The 16,910-nt window shown below is 70.1% G+C and carries 18 protein-coding genes and 1 pseudogene; 3 read left to right on the top strand and 16 right to left on the bottom strand.

Annotation, left to right across the window (positions count from 1 at the left end; all coding sequences use genetic code 11):
* Positions 1-31: 31 nt before the first annotated feature.
* From H5V44_RS12285 to H5V44_RS12255, 7 genes are all read right to left on the bottom strand, one after another.
* On the bottom strand, positions 32-562 hold the full coding sequence (locus H5V44_RS12285) for a DoxX family protein (RefSeq protein WP_185193427.1): 531 nt from the start codon (positions 560-562) through the stop codon (positions 32-34).
* Between the two features lie 130 nt (positions 563-692).
* Positions 693-1,703: a DUF5787 family protein gene (locus H5V44_RS12280; protein WP_185193426.1), complete on the bottom strand. Its 1,011-nt coding sequence runs from the start codon at positions 1,701-1,703 to the stop codon at positions 693-695.
* Between the two features lie 13 nt (positions 1,704-1,716).
* Complete coding sequence (locus tag H5V44_RS12275; RefSeq protein ID WP_185193425.1) at positions 1,717-2,049, bottom strand: NifU family protein; 333 nt, start codon at positions 2,047-2,049, stop codon at positions 1,717-1,719.
* Positions 2,050-2,154: 105 nt separating this feature from the next.
* The gene (locus H5V44_RS12270) at positions 2,155-3,708 is read right to left on the bottom strand and encodes an LVIVD repeat-containing protein (RefSeq protein WP_185193424.1); all 1,554 of its coding nucleotides are present in this window, start codon (positions 3,706-3,708) and stop codon (positions 2,155-2,157) included.
* Positions 3,708-4,676 (bottom strand): ROK family protein, encoded by a 969-nt coding sequence (locus tag H5V44_RS12265; RefSeq protein ID WP_185193423.1) that lies wholly within the window; start codon positions 4,674-4,676, stop codon positions 3,708-3,710. The genes H5V44_RS12270 and H5V44_RS12265 overlap by 1 nt, the downstream gene beginning before the upstream one ends.
* Before the next feature lie 115 nt (positions 4,677-4,791).
* Positions 4,792-5,172 (bottom strand): DUF5611 family protein, encoded by a 381-nt coding sequence (locus H5V44_RS12260; RefSeq protein ID WP_185193422.1) that lies wholly within the window; start codon positions 5,170-5,172, stop codon positions 4,792-4,794.
* A 51-nt stretch (positions 5,173-5,223) separates the two neighbouring features.
* Entirely contained in the window at positions 5,224-6,348 is a 1,125-nt protein-coding gene (locus H5V44_RS12255) for a DUF7093 family protein (protein WP_185193421.1), read from the bottom strand.
* Positions 6,349-6,488: 140 nt separating this feature from the next.
* On the opposite strand from H5V44_RS12255, the gene H5V44_RS12250 reads away from it, so the two are divergent.
* The gene (locus H5V44_RS12250) at positions 6,489-6,788 is read left to right on the top strand and encodes a DUF6432 family protein (protein ID WP_185193420.1); all 300 of its coding nucleotides are present in this window, start codon (positions 6,489-6,491) and stop codon (positions 6,786-6,788) included.
* Positions 6,789-6,857: 69 nt separating this feature from the next.
* Positions 6,858-7,961, top strand: coding sequence for a CAF17-like 4Fe-4S cluster assembly/insertion protein YgfZ (gene ygfZ, locus H5V44_RS12245; protein WP_185193419.1), 1,104 nt, complete (start codon positions 6,858-6,860; stop codon positions 7,959-7,961).
* A gap of 21 nt (positions 7,962-7,982) precedes the next feature.
* Here the strand turns inward: ygfZ and H5V44_RS12240 are convergent, their stop codons facing one another.
* The 5 genes from H5V44_RS12240 to H5V44_RS12220 all read right to left on the bottom strand — a co-directional run bounded on the left by H5V44_RS12240 (position 7,983) and on the right by H5V44_RS12220 (position 14,433).
* Positions 7,983-9,065 carry a geranylgeranyl reductase family protein gene (locus tag H5V44_RS12240; RefSeq protein ID WP_185193418.1) on the bottom strand — a complete coding sequence of 361 codons (1,083 nt, stop codon included), beginning with the start codon at positions 9,063-9,065 and terminating at the stop codon, positions 7,983-7,985.
* A gap of 189 nt (positions 9,066-9,254) precedes the next feature.
* Entirely contained in the window at positions 9,255-10,346 is a 1,092-nt protein-coding gene (locus H5V44_RS12235; protein ID WP_185193417.1) for a WD40/YVTN/BNR-like repeat-containing protein, read from the bottom strand.
* A 64-nt stretch (positions 10,347-10,410) separates the two neighbouring features.
* The gene (uvrA, locus tag H5V44_RS12230) at positions 10,411-13,365 is read right to left on the bottom strand and encodes an excinuclease ABC subunit UvrA (RefSeq protein WP_185193416.1); all 2,955 of its coding nucleotides are present in this window, start codon (positions 13,363-13,365) and stop codon (positions 10,411-10,413) included.
* A gap of 97 nt (positions 13,366-13,462) precedes the next feature.
* The gene (locus tag H5V44_RS12225; protein ID WP_185193415.1) at positions 13,463-13,816 is read right to left on the bottom strand and encodes a cell division protein SepF; all 354 of its coding nucleotides are present in this window, start codon (positions 13,814-13,816) and stop codon (positions 13,463-13,465) included.
* 134 nt (positions 13,817-13,950) lie between these two features.
* A complete protein-coding gene (locus H5V44_RS12220) occupies positions 13,951-14,433 on the bottom strand; it encodes an RNA-binding protein (RefSeq protein WP_185193414.1) in 483 nt (160 codons plus the stop codon).
* A 130-nt stretch (positions 14,434-14,563) separates the two neighbouring features.
* Between H5V44_RS12220 and H5V44_RS12215 the strand changes: the two are divergent.
* Positions 14,564-14,776: pseudogene (locus tag H5V44_RS12215) on the top strand (DUF7562 family protein); the annotation flags it as partial.
* A 210-nt stretch (positions 14,777-14,986) separates the two neighbouring features.
* Here the strand turns inward: H5V44_RS12215 and H5V44_RS12210 are convergent.
* The 4 genes from H5V44_RS12210 to H5V44_RS12195 form a co-directional block, all read right to left on the bottom strand.
* Positions 14,987-15,451 (bottom strand): hypothetical protein, encoded by a 465-nt coding sequence (locus tag H5V44_RS12210; protein WP_246403963.1) that lies wholly within the window; start codon positions 15,449-15,451, stop codon positions 14,987-14,989.
* Complete coding sequence (locus H5V44_RS12205) at positions 15,444-15,713, bottom strand: hypothetical protein (protein ID WP_185193413.1); 270 nt, start codon at positions 15,711-15,713, stop codon at positions 15,444-15,446. The genes H5V44_RS12210 and H5V44_RS12205 overlap by 8 nt, the downstream gene beginning before the upstream one ends.
* Positions 15,710-16,000, bottom strand: a complete 291-nt coding sequence (locus H5V44_RS12200; protein WP_185193412.1) for a ubiquitin-like small modifier protein 1 — start codon at positions 15,998-16,000, stop codon at positions 15,710-15,712. The genes H5V44_RS12205 and H5V44_RS12200 overlap by 4 nt, the downstream gene beginning before the upstream one ends.
* A 137-nt stretch (positions 16,001-16,137) precedes the next feature.
* Entirely contained in the window at positions 16,138-16,548 is a 411-nt protein-coding gene (locus H5V44_RS12195) for a hypothetical protein (protein WP_185193411.1), read from the bottom strand.
* Between the last annotated feature and the right edge of the window lie 362 nt (positions 16,549-16,910).

The raw sequence follows: 16,910 nt of genomic DNA, 5'->3' as shown, positions 1-16,910 counted from the left end.
GGAGAGTCAGAACGCCCGGCCGGCCCTCGGCTCACCCGAGGAGGTACTTCGCCGTCCGGGTGTCGCCGACGTCGGTTCCTTCGAGCAGCGCGTCGAGCCCGAGCACCCGACCCGCGCCGAGCATCCCGATGGTGACGAACATCAGGAGCCCGAGGAGGTCGCCGTTCACGAACCCGTGGCTCCAGGCGGCGTTGCCGAGGTAGAAGAACGTCATCAGGACGCCCCCGAAGAACGCCGCCAGCCTCACCAAGGCGCCGACGAGCAGCCCCAACCCGATCAGGGTCTCCCCCACAGGGATCATAAAGTTCGTGAGTTCGAGCAGCCACGGCGTGTTCGCCGCCCAGACGAAGAAGCCGTGGATGGGACTCCCGCCGGTGGCGTTGAGCATCCACCCCGAGGCGTCGAACGGTTCGCCCGCGATGAACGCGAACTTGGTCACGCCGGCGTGGAGGAACCAGTAGCCGGTGATGACGCGGAGCGCTGCCACCCAGTACCCCGCGAGGGTCCCGTTCAGGTCGAACTCGACGGTGTTATCCAGCCGTTGCCGAGTGGACGTTGCCATTGGCAGTCACCTCACACCTACACGTCGGGGCCGGATCGACGTATAAACCGAAATCGATTCTCAGAAGCTTGGAATCGCCCGGATCGCAGCCGGAGCCACGGCGACCGGCAATCGAGGTCGGCGCACCGTCTCAGCGGCTCGACGTCGAGCCGTCGGTCCGGAACCGATCGAGCCCGGACTGCCGGCGGACCACGCCGGGGGGATCCCGGCGCCAGGGCGTCCGCACGTCCCGCAGCGCGTCGGCGTCGACGTCGGGTCGGGCCCCGGGGTCGTGGCCGGGGCAGTCGGGGCCGCACTCCCGCCGGGGGTCGACGACGCGGTCGAACCACGCGCAGTACGGCCGCCCGTCGTCGGTCGGGTCGATCCGGGCACACGCCGGGAAGTCGTAGGTCCGCCACCCCTTGCCGTAGGCGCGTTCGGCGATCCGGCGGCGGGCCCGGGATTTCGCCTCGGCGCCGACGACCTCGATCTCGGTTTCGAGCGGGCGCTCGGCGACGACCTCGATTCCGGGATCCGCGACCGAAAGCGGGGTTGGCTCGCGGACGACCCGGCGGTCGCCGGCGTCGGGGTCGAAGCGCCACACGCCCGCTTCCGGCGGGAGCCGGTTGAGGTGTGCGCGGGTGACGTGGCTCTCGGTCGCGACCACGACCCGGTCGAACACGCCGAGTTCGACGTCGACCCGGAGTTGCCGTTCGAGCGGGCCCGGCTCCGCGAGGTCGGGTTTGTTCTCGATGCCGATCAGTCGGGCGAACCACCCCGAGGGGTAGCGGGTGGCCTGCCGGACGTACTCCCGGCCGTCGTGGCGCTCGCTGATGAAAAAGCCCGCCTCGATCGCGGCGTCGACGGTCGACTCCCGGAGGGACGGCGACTCCCGAACCGCCCGCCGCCGCGGCACCGCCCGTCCGGCGCCCACGTCGCTTTCGACCGCGCCGAGGGGGATCGCGTCGGCCGTGATCTCCGCGCGGGCGTCGAAGTTCGGGCTGGGAACCACGCCCGCGACGTCCGCGATCCGGCGGCCGGGCGCCTCGACCGCCGCGCCGAGCTGGCGGCCGATCACCCAGCCGGTTCGTTCCTCCAACACCGAGCACAGCGCCAGCTCGAAGGCGAACTCCCGCGGCGAGTCGGTGTCGGTCGACGCCATCGGTCGCCGGACCTCAGAAGTGGCCCGGATCGTCGGTGCCGTACTGGAGCTCCCCGCCGCGGCCGCCCTCGACGGTGCTGTTACCGTGGTCGCCGGAACTGGGGACCTTCACGGTCACGTCGTCGACGGCGTCGAAGTCCATAATCAGGTCCGACCGGATGTTGTCGGCGGTGATGTCGGAGATCCCACACCCCGCACACGCCCCGCCGAGTTCCACGACCACCTCGCCGGTGTCGGGGTCGGCCTTCCGGACGACGCTCTCGCCGCCGTGCATCTGGATGATCGGCATCTGGCCGGCCATCCACTCCTCGATCCGGCGTTGAAGGGAGTCTTCGGGGTCGCTCATCACCCTCGCTTCGGGCCCGACGCTTTGGAAGCTTGCGGTTGTACTCGAAGCGGTCCGGCGTCGATAAAAGTGTGTCACGGTCATACACGGCGGCCGCCGGTCGGATCACTCCTCGGCTCGACGCAGGAGCCGCCACGCCGCGAGCGCCACCCCGCCGGCGCCGGCCGCGACGCCGAACCCGGGAGCACTGATCCCGCCGTCGGCCCCCGGCCGGGTTGTCGCGTCCGACCCGCCGGCCGTCCCGGTCCCGTACCGTGGCCGCGGCGTCGCGGTCCCGGACGGCAACACGCCTGACGGATCGGCCTGCTCGCCCGCGTGGTCGGGGAACGCGTACAGGCCGGCGGGGCCGTCGCCGACGCCCATACTACTGGCGACGAAGAAGCCCTCGCGCTCGCCGGGCGCCGCTAACCGGGCGGTCCAGAAGCTCGCGGCGTCGGGGTCGCGCCACCACGACGCTTCCGTCGGCGCCGCCGGGTCGGAGACGTCGTGGCGCTTGACGCCGCCGCGGTACCACGAGGAGTAGAGGACGCCGCCCGAAAGCTCGAAGTTGTGTGCGGTGGTCCAGACGCCGCCGTAGGTCGGGTCCGGGGTGGCGGGCGCCGGGACCGTCGACAGCGGGACCGGCGCGGCGGGGTCGGACACGTCCCAGAGGTCGATCCCCGAGGGGCCGCCGACGAACTCGGCGTCGGGGGCGGCCGAGAGCGGTGCGGCGGGTCCGGACGCCCCGGAGTCGTTGGCCGCGACATTGGCCGCCGGGGTTTCGGTCGCGTCGTCCGCGACTCGCCGCCCCCACGACTCCCGGCCGACGCCGAGGAGCGTGCCCGACTCGTCGGTCGCGACGTAATGGTGGTTCCCCGGCGGCAGCGTGGCCCGCCGGCGGACGGCCGACTCCGGGAGCTCCGCCAACGGCTCGGGGTCGGGCACGTCCACCCGGCCACGGAGGGTCGGCTCGGCGGGATCGGAGACGTCGAGGAGCCAGGTGCCGGCGTCCCAGAGTGCGACGAACGCGGTGTCGTCGGCGACGTAGACGTCGTGGACGCTCCGGAGCCCGCTCGGCACCGCGGCCCAGGCGTCGGCGACGTCGGCGACCGACCACCGGCCCACCTCGGCTCCCGTCTCGACGTCGAGGATCACGATCGGGTTCCGCCCGCCGTCGTTGCCGGTGAGGTACGCGAGGCCGTCGCGGACGAAGCAGTTGTGGACCGGGAAGTCGGTGGCGTGGAACGCGACCTCCACGGGGCGGGCAGGGTCCGACACGTCGACCACGAGAATCCCCGAGATCGCGCCGCGTCGGGGGTTTGCGGGGCCGGCGACCACGAGCGTGGTCGGATCTGCCACGTCGAGTTTGGCGTCGAAGATCACCCGCAGCGGGCCGCCATCCCGATCCGCGAGCGGGTCGCGGACGTCCGCGAGGAGTTCGGGCCGGTCGGGCACCGACACGTCGACGGTCGCGTACCCGGTGGTTGTCGCGAGGTACGCCACGTCGCCGTCGGGGCCGACGACCGCCTCCTTCGCGCCCGCGACGTCGATGGACCCGTACGGTTCGTAGGGGCCGGGGTGGGCCGCAACGCGGCGGGTCGACGCCCGGCCGCCGAGAGCGGCGGCCGTGGCCGTGCCCGCGGCGGCGCCGACGCCTCGGAGGAACGCGCGTCGCCGCATCACGAAAGCGAGCGGTCCCCCGTGCCGCCGGTCATCGCGCTCGCCAGAGCGCCCTTCACGACCACCTCGTCGCCGAGGGTGGTCAGCCGGATCTCGGGGACGTTCGACATCACCATTCCCGCCATCCGCTCGCGGATCGGCTCTAAGATCCGCTCGGGGTTGTTGAGCGCGACGGCGCCGCCGACGTAGATCACGAGCGGCGCGTACGCGTGGACGATGTTCGCCACCCCCATCGCGTTCCAGTGGGCGACCTGGTCGACGACGTGGGTCGCAAAGTCGTCGGTGCCGTCGTGGTCGAAGACGTCCGCCGCCGAAAACGAGGGATCGTCCATCGGGAGTGCGGTCTCGACGGGGGCGGCGTCGTGGAGGTACTCCGCGTACCGGGGGATGGAGTTCCCCGAGCAGTACCCCTCCCAGTGGCCGTCGTGGCCGCACCCACAGGTGAGTCTGCCCTGCGGGTCGACGGTCATGTGTCCGACTTCGCCGGCGTTGCCGTCCCACCCCGTGAGGACGTGGCCGTCGACGCAGACGCCCGCGCCGATCCCCGAGGAGATGGTGAGATACACCATATCGTCGGGGTTGCGGTCGGAGTAGAACCGTTCGCCGATCACGCCCGCGTTCGTGTCGTTGTGGAGATACACCTGGTCGGTGTCGAGGAGCACCGACAGCGGCCCGGTGAGCGGGATCCGGTCGATGGAATCCGGGAGGTTGGCGGGGTTCTCCACCGCCCCCTCGGCGAGGTCGAGGGGGCCGATCGCGCCGATCCCCGCTGCGGTGACCGATTCGGGGTCGATCCCCGCCGTTGCACACGCCTCGCGGACGACCCCCAACACGGCCTCCGTGACGGCGATCCCGGTCGGGCCGTGCGGGGTGTCGTCGGCGGCCGTCCCCAGGATCGTGCCGTCGCCGCCGGCGGCGACCGCCCGGACGTTCGTCGCCCCCAGGTCGACACCAACGTAGTTGGCCATCGTGTCGTTACGAGTGAGCGCGATACTTAATTAAGCGGGTTCGGCGCCGAGGGGCCGCTCCACGGCGGACGAGCGTGGATGGGTCACGGGGTCGCGTCCCGTCGAAGGTCCCGGCTCAGTAGTCGGGTGCGTCGTCCTCGACGTCGCGCTTCATCGAATCGCGGCGGGACTTCGCGTCGCGACCGGTCGCCTCCAGCAGGAACTCGTTTTTCATATCGACCGCCTCGCCGGCGGCTTCGAGTTCGTCGGGGCCGAGCTCCGTGGGATCCCGTTCCTCGAACTCGACGCCCAGCCGGTCCTTCTTGCTGCCGTAGGAGACGGTGCCGGCGACCACTCGCTCGAACACCGGGTTCTCCGGTTCCTCGACCACGTAGAGGTCGCTACCGTTGTACTCGGTCGTCCCCGTGATCGGGCCGAAGTACGCCTCGACGGTCGACTCCATGTCCGGGATGCGCTCCTCGAGGGTCTCCCCGCGACGCATCTTGTACTCCTTCATAACCCGTGGTTCGGCAGGTGGTGGTTTACCAGTTTCGTCCCCGGGCGGCGGCTACTGTTCGCGTTCGGCGATGTACCCCTGCTTGCAGTCGGGGCAGATGTCGCCGGCGCGCATCGACGAGGTGCCGGCGACCTGGGCGTAGCCGCAGTTCGGGCAGTAGAACTCGACCCGATCGGCCGGAACGTCCGCTTCGGCCGTCGACTCCCCCGCTCGGACGAACCCCTGGCCGGCGTCGGGGTCGTCTGCGCCGTCGGCGCCCACGTACGTCGGCTCTGCGGCGCCGTCGTCTCCCCCGCCCGCCGCGATGCCGTCGACCTCGGCGGCGTCGTCGGGCGCGCCGCCGTTCACCTCGGGCGTCAGTCCGTCACCCTCGAAGTCGGCGTCGACATCGGCGTTCGGCGTCGCCGAGTACCCCTCGTCGGCGCCGTCGTGGTCGGGCCAGCCGCTCGTGGCCTCCGGGGCCGGCTCGGCGTCGATGATCTCGGCGTCGGTCCCCGACTCGTCCGTCGTCCCCGCCGGGTCGACGGCGTCGGCGGCCACCTCGGGATCGGCTTCGCCGGCGGTGGCTTCGGGGTCGGCGTCCGACTCCTCGGGCCACTGGACCTCGTCGCGTTCGGTCTCCTCGGCGTCGAGGATGACCGCGTCGTCGGCGTCCGGATCCGGCTCGACGTCGTCCCAGTCGTCGCTACCCGTCTCCCAGCCGTCGTCGGGTTCCTCGACGACCGCGTCCTCGTCCCACTCGTCCGGTCCGGAGCTGTCGGCCCGGGGGCCCGCATCGGAGGCCTCCGCTGTGGCCGCAGTGCCGTCCTCGGCGGGACCGTCCGTCGCGTCGGGGGTGGGCTCCGGTTCGGCCTCTACGGTCACGTCGACAGTGCCGTCCGCCCCGGTCGCCGTCGGCTCTGCCGGCGTCACCGGCGACTCCTCCGCCGCGGGGTCGGACTCGCCCGACGGCTCCGGGGTCGTCGACGCCCCTTCGGCCTCGTCGAGGCCTACTTCCTCGGGGGTACGGACCGACGTGACCTCCTTGGTCTGGTTTACCATCCGCTCGTCACCACAGCGCTTGCACCGCTTGACGTTCCGGATGGTGACGACGACCTCGTCACCCTCCTCCTTGCGGCTGCGCTCGACCTCGGGGGTCCCGTACGTGTGCCCGAAGAGGCGGCATTTCAGTCCCATTACGCGCCCTTGCGGCGTTCAGCGGCAAAAGTGTACCTGCTACGTCAGACGGACGGCAGACGCGTCCGGCGAGGCTCGGCGTCGACGCCGTGGCCTGACGCGGCGGTAAGCGTATACCCGATGCGGGACAAAGCCCGACTATGAGAGCGCGGCGCGAGTTCCGTGACCGGCGGGACGTTGAGGTGGAGGTCCTCGATGCACTCGTTGATCGCGCGGACGAGGGAATGACCGTCTTCGAGGTGCGCGCCGCCGTCGACACCGACATCGACGAGATCGAGGCGGCACTCGCGTCACTGAAACAGGACGGGCTGATCTCGGTCAGAGACGGCGAGGATCGGGTGGTGATCCTGGCCGACGACCGCGTGGTCCCCGATCCCGACGCCGACCCTCACGAGGAGCAGGGGTTCCTCGACGCCGTCCGCGAACGACTCGGGTTGTGAGGCGGGCGGCACCGCCGTGATCGGTCGGGTGCCGAACACATTTACCCGCCTGTCGCTGATACCGTATCAATGACTGTCGTCACTGGGATACACGAGACGTACGGTGCGACGTTCGTCGACCGTGGCGGCCGGCGGTTCGTCCGGGACTACGGCCGTCCGGAGCGGACGCACCGCGCCGTCCGCAACGGGGTCGGCGTGATCGAGATGGCGTACGGAGTGGTCGTGGTCGACGGCGACGACCGGATCGAGTTCGTCGACGACACCGTCTCGAATCGGGTGCCGGAATCCGAGGGATCCGGCGTCTACGCGTTGCTTTTGGACCCGCAGGGCCGCATCGAGACCGATCTCTACGTCTACAACGCCGGCGAGCGGCTGCTTTGTTTCACGCCGCCGGAGCGGGCGGCGCCCGTCGCCGAGGCGTGGGCCGAAAACGTGTTCATCCGCGACGTGGAAGTCCGGGCGGCGTCGGCCGACTTCGCGGTCTTCGGCGTCCACGGCCCGGAGTCGACCGAGAAGGTCGCCAGCGTCCTCAACGGCGCCGGGTCGCCGGAGCCGGAACTGACCTTCGTCCGCGGGTCGATGGGCGACGAGGGCGTGACCGTGATCGCCGGCGACGGCCTCGTGGGCGAGGAGGGATACGAGGTCGTCTGCGCCGCCGACGCCGCCGACCGGGTGTTCGAAGCCCTGCTTTCGTTCGGTATGAACGCCGTCCCGTTCGGCTACCGGACCTGGCAGACGCTCACGACGGAGGCCGGCACACCGCTGTTCGAGACCGAACTCGACGGCCGGATCCCGAACGTGCTCGGCCTCCGGAACGCGCTCGACTTCGAGAAGGGGTGTTACGTCGGCCAGGAGGTGGTCTCGAAGGTCGAAAACCGCGGACGGCCGAGCCAGCGGCTCGTCGGCCTCCGGCTCGACGACGACACCGAACAGCTCCCGGACCCCGGCGCGGCCGTCACCGTCGGCGGCGACGGGATCGGCGAGGTGACACGCGCCGTCACGAGCCCGTCGCTGGAGGAGCCGATCGCGCTCGCGCTCGTCGACTTCGACGCCGGCGGCGAGTCGGTGTCGGTCGACGGCGACGCGGGCGCGATCGACGCCGTCCGCACGCCGCTGCCGTTCGTCGACGGCAGCGCCGTCTCCGAGCGGCTCCCCGTCTATTCGGCGGCGTAGGGACGGCTTGCCCTCGGGCCGCTACCGACCCACCAGCTTCGCGAGGTGCTCCCGGGAGAAGAAGGAGGTCGGTCGATCCATATGGACGCCGATCTCGCCGGAAAGCGTCCGCAGCCCGACCCGCTGGATCGGCGCCGGCAGCGAGTACGCCCGCCGGATCCAACGGCCCAGGGCGATTTCCCGGGAGAGCGCCGACCGCCACGCCGACTCGTAGTCGCGGATCGATCCGGGGTCGTCCGGGTCGACGGCCTCGGCGGCCCGGTCGGCCGCGGTCATCCCGTAGAGGATCCCACCGCCGGTGAACGGCTTGGTCTGGGCGGCGGCGTCGCCGATCAGGAACGCCCGCCGGCTGTGGACCCGTTCCGGCGGCCCGATCGGGATCGCGCCCGAACAGAAGTGCTCGGTCTCGACGCCGTAAACGCCGGTCAGCCGGTCGAACAGCTCGTTGACCGACTCGCCGGGCGGCGCCGCAAGCCCGTACTCGACGCCGGCGTCGCCGCGGGGGATGCGCCACGCAAAGAAGCGCGGCGCCGTCAGATGGACGTCGACGAAGTCGCCGTCGTCGGGGGCGGGGTCGAACGCGAGCACCCCGTGGAGGAGTTCCGCAGGCTCCGGGAGATCCAGCTGCCGGCGAACCCGGGAGGTCGGGCCGTCACAGCCCGCGACCATCTTTGCCCGGACAGTTTCGGTCCCGTCGGCGTGCGAGACCGTGAGGTCGACGGCGTCGTGGCGTTCCGCGACGTCGACGACGGTGTGGTGCTCCCGGACGTCCGCGCCCGCATCCTCGGCACACGCCGCGAGCGTCCGGTCGAGTTCGACCCGGTCGATCACGTTCGAGATCTCCTCGGACTTGTAGAACGGGTGGGCGGCCGTGTCGGGGCCGCCGACGCGGAACCGAGCGCCGTAGACGCGGTTCTGAAGGAGTTCGGCCTTCGCGTCGTCGGGAACGTACCCCCAGACGTCGGTGCTAACGTGGCCCGAACACGCAAGCGGCGTCCCGACGGTCCCCTGCTCGAACGCGACGACGTCGTACCCTGCCTCGGCGGCGCGCCGGGCGAACCGCGCGCCGGCGGGACCGACGCCGACGACCGCGAAGTCGTACATTACCGGACCGTACCGGTCGCGCGCTCAAATACCTTCTCCGTCCGAGCGTCGGCGTAGCGCGGTGGCGAACAGTCGGCACTCCCGCTCCCCGCGTCGACGTGCCGAGCAATCGTTGCCCGACGCGGGGCCCTCCCTATCGCACACGCCGGGTGGCCGCGGCTTCGTATATGAACGCTCGCCGGCGACGGCCTATCCGACGACAGCAAGCCCGCGGGTCGTCCGGTCGCGGAACGCCGACGGCCACGGGATGTCGACTTCGCGGAACTGCTCGGCGCCGTCGCGGCTCCGGAACAGCCCCCGGTCGGTGAGCGCGAAGAACTCGCCGGCCTCGACCCCCGCAGCGAGCGTGGGCCGGAGCACCCCTTCGCCCGTGGGGACGCCGGCGTCGTCGAGGCGCTCCCACTCGGCGGTCCCGTCTCCGGCGCTCGCGTCGTCCCTGTCATCGGTCCCGTCGCCCCGTCGATAGAGGTACGACGCCGCCGATCCGGGGGTGTGTGCCCGGCGTGCGCCCGCCGCCGACGAGACGAGTACCCGGCCGGGGTCGCCCGGATCGACCGCGACGCTCCAGCAGTAGCGGTGGCGGAGCCCCGCCTGCGGGTAGGTCCACGTCTCCCCAGCGTCCCGGCTCTCGGCGTAGCCGTCGCCCGCGGCGGCGCGAACGACCGCGGGTCGGTCGGGATGGATCGCCATCGAGTGGGTGTCGCGACGGGCGGAGACGACGCGTTCCTCCCAGGTGTCGCCGCCGTCTCTCGTCTGCACGAGCGCCCCCGCCTCGACCGCGACGTAGAGGTGCTCCGGATCGGCGGGGTCGACCTCGATCCACCGGACGTGGTGGGTGTCGGGCCGCGGCGGGAACGACCACTCCGCGGCCGACGGCAGCGCCGTGAGTTCCGGAAGCTCCGCCCAGGTCGCCCCGCCGTCGGTCGATCGGTAGACGCCGCTGGGTTCGGTGCCGGCGTAGACGACGCCGGGGTCGTGCGGCGCGACGGTCACGCTCGTCACCGCCGCCGGGAGCGCGGACTCGCCGACGCGCGCCCAGGTGTCGCCGGCGTCGGTCGACCGATGAAGTCCTCCCTCGAACGTTCCGCAGAAGACGCGGTCGGAAGCGTCGGGCGCGGCGTCGACACACTCCACGTCGTCGCGACGGAGCGTGTAGTCGGCCGTCGTCGCCACGTGGTCGGCTGTCCGCACTGGGCCGTCGGCCGTCGGCGCTGCCGCGTCGCCTTCGAGTCCGCGGACGACCAGGACCCCCGCCCGCGACGCCGCGTAACAGGTGAGCATACGCGGCGGATGGGGACGCAGCCACTTGGACCCGCCGTCGGGATCGGTGCGGGGAGGGAGCCGTTCAATCGTCGTCGTCGGCGATCGCCGGCGCCCGCCGGTCCGAACGCGGCCCCTCCAGGTCGACGTCGGGCAGGAGATCCCGGAGGTACCGGCCGGTGTGGGACGTCTCGACGCGCGCGACCTCCTCGGGGGTGCCGGTGGCGACGACTTCGCCGCCGCCCTCGCCGCCCTCGGGGCCGAGGTCGACGATGTTGTCGGCGTTCTTCACCAGATCGAGTTCGTGTTCGACCACGACGACCGTGTTGCCGGCGTCGGTGAGCCGCTGGAGCACCTCGATCAGCTTCCGCTCGTCGGCCTTGTGAAGGCCGGTGGTCGGCTCGTCGAGCAGATACAGCGTCTCGCCGGTCTGCTTTTTCCCCAACTCCTCGGCGAGCTTCACGCGCTGTGCCTCGCCGCCCGACAGCGTCGTCGAGGGCTGTCCGAGCGTCATATACCCGAGCCCGACGTCGTCGAGCAGCTGGAGCCGCCGCCGGAGCTGGGAGTTGGCCTCGAAAAAGTCCAGGGCTTCGGAGACCTCCATATCCAGCACGTCGGCGATGGTCTTGCCCTTGTAGGTCACGTCGAGGGTGCGGTCGTTGTAGCGTGCGCCGTCACACTCCTCACACGGGACGTACACGTCCGAGAGGAAGTTCATCTCGATTTTCACTGTTCCTTGCCCGCCGCAGGCCTCACACCGGCCGCCCTTCACGTTGAACGAGAAGCGCCCCTTCTCGTAGCCGCGCTGCTTCGAGAGTTTCGTCTCCGCGAACAGCTTCCGGACGTGGTCGAAGACGCCAGTGTACGTCGCGGGGTTCGACCGCGGGGTCCGGCCGATCGGCGACTGGTCGATCAGCCGCACGGTCTCGATGTGTTCGGTCCCCTCGATCGCGTCGTGGTCGCCGGGGTCGACGGAGGTGTTGTCGTTCATCTCGCGGGCGAGGCCCTTATAGAGGATCTCGTGCATCAGCGTCGACTTCCCCGACCCCGACACGCCGGTGATCGCGGTGAACGCCCCCACCGGGATCGGCACGTCGAGGTCCCGGAGGTTGTGCTGACGCGCGCCGCGGACGGTGATCGCGGCGTCGGAATCGCGGCGCGTCTCGGGCACCGGGATCGACCGCCGGCCGGCGAGGTAGTCGCCGGTGACCGAGTCGTCGGCGTCGCAGACGTCCGCGAAGTCGCCCTGGACGACGATCTCGCCGCCGCGCTCCCCGGGGCCGGGGCCCATATCGATGATGTTGTCGGCGCGGCGCATCGTCTCCTCGTCGTGTTCGACCACGAGCAGGGTGTTGCCGAGGTCCCGGAGCCCTTCGAGGGTGTCGAGCAGGCGGTCGTTGTCGCGCTGGTGGAGCCCGATCGAGGGCTCGTCGAGGACGTACAGCACCCCCACCAGCCCGGAGCCGACCTGGGTGGCGAGCCGGATCCGCTGGCTCTCGCCGCCCGACAGCGTCGAGGCCTCCCGGTCGAGGGTGAGGTATTCGAGGCCCACTTCCTCCATAAACCCGAGCCGCGCGCGGATCTCCTTGAGGATCTCCGCGGCGATGGTGCGCTCCCGGTCGGTCAACTCCGATTCGAGCCCCTCGAAGTGCTCTGAGGCGTCACCGATGCTCATTCGGTTGACCTCGGTGATCGAGGTGCCGGCGACCCGGACGTGGCGGGACTGCTCTTTCAGCCGCGTCCCCTCACATTCCGGGCAGGTGGTAACGGCCATATACTCCTCGATGTGCTCTCTCGTGGAGTCCGAATCGGTCTCGACGTGGCGGCGTTCGAGGTTCGGGATCACGCCCTCGAAGCGTTTCGTCTTCCGGCGCGTCCCGTTCTTCGTCCGGCGTTCGAAAACGACCTCCCGGTCGGTCCCGTAGAGGAACTGCCGCCGGACGTCCGCGTCGAGGTCCTCGAACGGCGTGTCGACGCTCACGCCGAAGTGCTTCGCGACGGCGTCGAGTCGGGTCCGGTAGTACGAGCGGTTGTACGACCACGCCTCGAAGACGTGTTTGATCGGTTTCGAGCGGTCGCGGACCACCAGATCCTCGTCGACCTCCTTTGTCTGACCGAGCCCCTCACACTCGGGACAGGCGCCGTACGGGCTGTTGAACGAGAACGACCGCGTCTCGATCGCCGAGAACTGGAAGTCGGAGTTGGGGTTGCCCAGCTCCTCGGAGAACTCAACGGTCAGCCGGTCGTCGCCGTCGCTGTCCTCCGCCAGCGACCCCGTCGAGCGGGTGTTCGACCCGAAGGGCACGTCCTCGGGCGGGTCGGGGACGATCACCTTCAGCACGCCGTCGGCCTCCCCCAGCGCCGTCTCCACGGAGTCGGCGATCCGCGACCGCGCGTCGGGGTCGATCTTCACGCGGTCGACGATCACGTCGATCGTGTGGTCGTAGTTCTTGTCGAGGTCCGGCGTCTCCAGCGTCAGGTCGTACGGTTCGCCGTCGACCTCGACGCGGGCGTACCCGTCGGCGACGAGCTCCTCGAAGCGGTCCTCGAAGGCGCCCTTCTGGTCGCGGGCGATCGGCGCGGCGATCTTCGCGCGGGTGCCCGTGGGGAGCTCTAAGAGTTGCGACACCATCTCCTGGGCGGACTGTTCGCCGACCTCTTCGCCGGTCACGGGATCGTACTGCGTCCCGACACGGGCGTACAGGAGGCGGAGGTAGTCGTGGAGCTCCGTGACGGTCCCCACCGTCGACCGGGGGTTGTTGGCGGCGTTCTTCTGGTCGATCGAGATCGCCGGCGAGAGCCCCTCGACGGCTTCGACCTGCGGTTTGTCCATCTGCCCCAGGAAGTTTCGGGCGTACGCCGACAGCGACTCGATGTACCGCCGCTGACCCTCCGCGTAGATCGTCTCGAAGGCGAGCGACGACTTGCCCGACCCCGAGAGGCCGGTGACCACCGTGAACGTCTCGCGTGGGATCCGGACGTCGAGGTTCTTGAGGTTGTGTTCCTCGGCACCCCGAACCTCGATGAAGTCCTTGCTCATCTACGGCGGGGTACGGAGAGCGGGGAGGAAAGGCCGTCGGTTCCGGCGGGTGCCGCGGCCCCCGTCGGCGAATCGGGGACCGAAATCCGAGGCCCCGTCAGTTCAGCTTCTCGCGGGCGACCGCGACGTCGGTGGGCGCGACGATGATCTGATCGTCGCCCTTCTGGGCGATGTCGCCGTCGACCTCCTCGGCGACCTGTCGGAGTTCGTCGACGATGCGTTTCATCGTGTCGTCGCTCGTGGTGTGGCGTGTGATGTCCGCGATGACGAGGTCGCCGTCGTAGACGGCGTCTTTGATGTCGATGACGTCCTGGCGCCCGCCGATGGTCGCGATCCGGACGCTCATCCCGGCGTCGCCGCGGGACGCCTCGACCCCCTCGACGTCGAGGTCGAGGTACTCGTCAGTCGTGTGCTGTCCGCCACCGCCGACGATCTTGCTCATAATTCCCATAGAACCCACAAGCGCCAGTACCGGGTTAGTTCTTACGTCAGACGGGTGTCTGACGCGGGTTCAGTTCGTGACACGCCGGCTCTCCTCGTCATCGAGTACCACGCCGATATCGGCCGCTCGGACGGTGGTCCGTCTCAGACGGAGAACTCGAAGAGGTCGTCGCCGACGTGGTGGATCGATTCCACGACCTTCCCCGACTCGCCTACCATCTCCGACCCCTCGACCAGCGCCCGTCCGATCGCGAGGGTCTTGCCGTGAGTCTCCTCGGCGATCGTGATCAGGTCGCCCTCCGAGATGTCGGCGTCGGCGTCGACGATCCCGGGGCGCATCACGTCCGCGCCGTCGCTGACGAACGAGATCGCGCCCGAATCGACGGTGACGATCCCCGTCGTCACCTCGTTCCGGTTCGCGCCCCGGACGGTCAGGAACGCCTCGCCGCCGTCGAACCGGACCACGTCGGGGTCGCCGTCGACGAGGACGACGTCGAAGGGCTCGTCCGCGAGTTCGACCATCTCGTAGGTGTCGCCGTCGAGGTCGACGCCGGTCCCCGCCGCGATGGTCGCCTCCAGGTCGTCGATCTCGTCTGCGCGGAGGTGGTGTCGGGATTTGACCTGCATACGCGGCCCCACGGCGGGCCGGCCGATAAATGACGCGGGACGTGGATTCGGAGCGTCCGCTCGGGTGCGACCGGACCGCCGGTCGGCGTCACGGACAAACGCTAAGTGGCGGTGGGTCGTGGGTCGAGGTATGTGGCGCTCCCGGAACAACCGGGACGGGACGACGGTCGTCTGTATCGCCTGTGGCACGTCGCTCCCCCGCTCGGAGGCCCGCGAGTACGACAAGGAGGGCAACCGCTGGGAGAGACACGGGAAATCCTTCGAGCACCTCTGTAAGGAGTGTTACCGGGGCCTGTGCCACCAGCCGCGCGACGAACTCGAAGCCCTCCTCGTCGACGTCGAGCGGGCCGTCGACGCCGACGACGGAACCGACCGACTCGGGGATCCGGACGGCGACGGCGACTTCGAGCCGACGACTGATCCGGATCTCCCCGCCGACCCCGACGCCGCGACCGACGGGAGCGGACGCGAGGACCGAACGTTCCTCGGCGAGTACTTCCGCGCCGTCGAGGAACGGTACGGGCCCGCCGAGGAACCCGGTCACGAATCCTGATTAGTCGCCGAGCACGACCGCCTCGCGGATCTCCAGGCCGGTCTCGAACTCCTCGCGTCTGTCCGTCTTCGATCCGAGCCGTCTGAGCTGTTGGGCGTGCGCCCGGCGGACGGCGTCGACCTCGCGCTCCGGCAGGCCCAACTCGTCGCCGACCTCGTTCCAGTGGCCCTCCGGGACCAGCAGGATCCGCCGCTCGTCGTCGACGAACGCCGACTCGTAGCGCCGGCGGTACGTCGCCGCGCGCTCGCGGAGGAACGCCTGCGCCGTCCGGAGCAGCGGCTCGATCCGTTCGGGACCGACGCTCGCCGTCGCGCCGGTGTACAGCAACACGTCGCCGTCGATCGGGATCGACGACCCGTCGTCGGCGTCGGCAGCGGGCGTCGGCCCCCGGCCCGACGGGAGCCGACTCCACCGGTCCCGGTGGGCATCGTCGTCGCCGCGGCCGTCCGACGGCGTCTCACCCACCCGCGCGCATCGCCTTCTGGGAGAACCGCGGGACGAGGTCCGCAAGCGTCCCCTCCTCCCCCTCGAAGACGACTGTCACCTCCGTTAGTTTCACCGTGGGGCCGATCGAGACTTTCTCCGCCGAGAGCGACGCGGCCCAGTCGGCGGCCTCGACGCGGTCCTCGGCGACCGCCTCGCCGCCGAGTTTGACCAGGTACTCCCGGGCGAGTCGCAGCGAGATCCCGCGGTAGGACTTCGTGCGGGTGACCTGGGTCCCGGTCACGCGTTTGCCCCCCCGCCGCCCGCGACGGGCGGGAAGACGCTCAGCGTGTCGTCGGGGTCGACCGGAGTGTCGACGCCCCGTTCGTGGGTGACATCGCGGCCGTTCAGGAGCACGTTCACCTGGGATTTGACCGCCCCGTCCTCCATGATCTGCCCGGCCAGCCCCTCGAACTCGGATTCGAGCGCGACGAGAACGTCGCCGACGGTTGCGGCGTCGTACTCCCGGGTGATGGTCTTGGTCCCGACCGCCTCGCGAAAGGTGGCGAAGAACCGCAGTTCCAGCGACATACCCGGTAGTGGGTGCCGCCGGGCAAAAAGGTGCGCGTCCGTGCTGCGTTCCGGCCGCACGGCCGCGTCGCTGCGTGTCTGCGATCAGTGGCCGGTTGTCGACCGTAGCGCAACGGCGGCCGGGAGCCGAGTCCGGATCAGTCCTTGCCGAACCGGATCCCGTCCTCGACCAGCCGGTAGTTGCGCTCGCGGTCGATCTGGGCGGCGAGCCAGTCGTGATCGTACAGTTGGGCGATCAGTTCGGCGTAGAGGTTCCGCCACGCGATGGCGTAAATGGGTGATTGGCCCCACGCCCGGAGTTCGGGGACGAACTCGTCGTAGGTCTCCATCCGCTCTTCGAGGTGTTCGACGGCGTCGACCGCGTGGCTCGCGGCCTCCGAGTCGGAGTCCGCGGCGTCGATGGCGTCGTTGAGACTGCCCTCCAGCCCCGCGACGGCCTTCTTCATATCCGCGGCGGCGCTGTCGCCGTCCTCCGGCAGGGAGTCGAGGACGCCCCGCGGGACGCCCAGGGAGATCTCGCGGTCCGCCTCCGAGGTGTCGTCTGTCATACGTCCACAGTGGGCGGCCGGGGTGAAAAAGTCGCCGTCCTTACGACGGCTGCGTGATCAAGCGAGAGTCTATGACCGCAGTAAAGCGGCAGACTTCGGAAGCCCCTGCGCTCTCGACTCGATGCGCTCGCTGTGCGCTTCGTCGCTCACTTCGTTCGCTCCTGCAGTGCTTACGTCGCGCGTCTTCACCAGAACGCGGAGCGTTCTGGTTGGCTGACGAGAGCTGCGCTCTCGACAACTTCGTCGAGAGCCCAGCCCCTTCCAGTCCCACCCGATGTGGGTACGTAATACTGTCGGCTATAGTCGCGTGAAGGATTTCGGCACCCTGGGGTGCCGAAAACCTTCATGTAGTTATAGCCAAC

This window comes from Halobellus ruber (assembly GCF_014212355.1).
GTDB classification, from domain to species: domain Archaea; phylum Halobacteriota; class Halobacteria; order Halobacteriales; family Haloferacaceae; genus Haloquadratum; species Haloquadratum rubrum.
This window is presented reverse-complemented; position numbering and strand designations above follow the sequence as displayed.

Coding starts and splice junctions, on each gene's coding strand:
- H5V44_RS12285 (WP_185193427.1), bottom strand. CDS start 562: ATGGCAACGTCCACTCGGCAACGGCTGGATAACACCGTCGAGTTCGAC.
- H5V44_RS12280 (WP_185193426.1), bottom strand. CDS start 1,703: ATGGCGTCGACCGACACCGACTCGCCGCGGGAGTTCGCCTTCGAGCTG.
- H5V44_RS12275 (WP_185193425.1), bottom strand. CDS start 2,049: ATGAGCGACCCCGAAGACTCCCTTCAACGCCGGATCGAGGAGTGGATG.
- H5V44_RS12270 (WP_185193424.1), bottom strand. CDS start 3,708: ATGCGGCGACGCGCGTTCCTCCGAGGCGTCGGCGCCGCCGCGGGCACG.
- H5V44_RS12265 (WP_185193423.1), bottom strand. CDS start 4,676: ATGGCCAACTACGTTGGTGTCGACCTGGGGGCGACGAACGTCCGGGCG.
- H5V44_RS12260 (WP_185193422.1), bottom strand. CDS start 5,172: ATGAAGGAGTACAAGATGCGTCGCGGGGAGACCCTCGAGGAGCGCATC.
- H5V44_RS12255 (WP_185193421.1), bottom strand. CDS start 6,348: ATGGGACTGAAATGCCGCCTCTTCGGGCACACGTACGGGACCCCCGAG.
- H5V44_RS12250 (WP_185193420.1), top strand. CDS start 6,489: ATGAGAGCGCGGCGCGAGTTCCGTGACCGGCGGGACGTTGAGGTGGAG.
- ygfZ (WP_185193419.1), top strand. CDS start 6,858: ATGACTGTCGTCACTGGGATACACGAGACGTACGGTGCGACGTTCGTC.
- H5V44_RS12240 (WP_185193418.1), bottom strand. CDS start 9,065: ATGTACGACTTCGCGGTCGTCGGCGTCGGTCCCGCCGGCGCGCGGTTC.
- H5V44_RS12235 (WP_185193417.1), bottom strand. CDS start 10,346: ATGCTCACCTGTTACGCGGCGTCGCGGGCGGGGGTCCTGGTCGTCCGC.
- uvrA (WP_185193416.1), bottom strand. CDS start 13,365: ATGAGCAAGGACTTCATCGAGGTTCGGGGTGCCGAGGAACACAACCTC.
- H5V44_RS12225 (WP_185193415.1), bottom strand. CDS start 13,816: ATGGGAATTATGAGCAAGATCGTCGGCGGTGGCGGACAGCACACGACT.
- H5V44_RS12220 (WP_185193414.1), bottom strand. CDS start 14,433: ATGCAGGTCAAATCCCGACACCACCTCCGCGCAGACGAGATCGACGAC.
- H5V44_RS12200 (WP_185193412.1), bottom strand. CDS start 16,000: ATGTCGCTGGAACTGCGGTTCTTCGCCACCTTTCGCGAGGCGGTCGGG.
- H5V44_RS12195 (WP_185193411.1), bottom strand. CDS start 16,548: ATGACAGACGACACCTCGGAGGCGGACCGCGAGATCTCCCTGGGCGTC.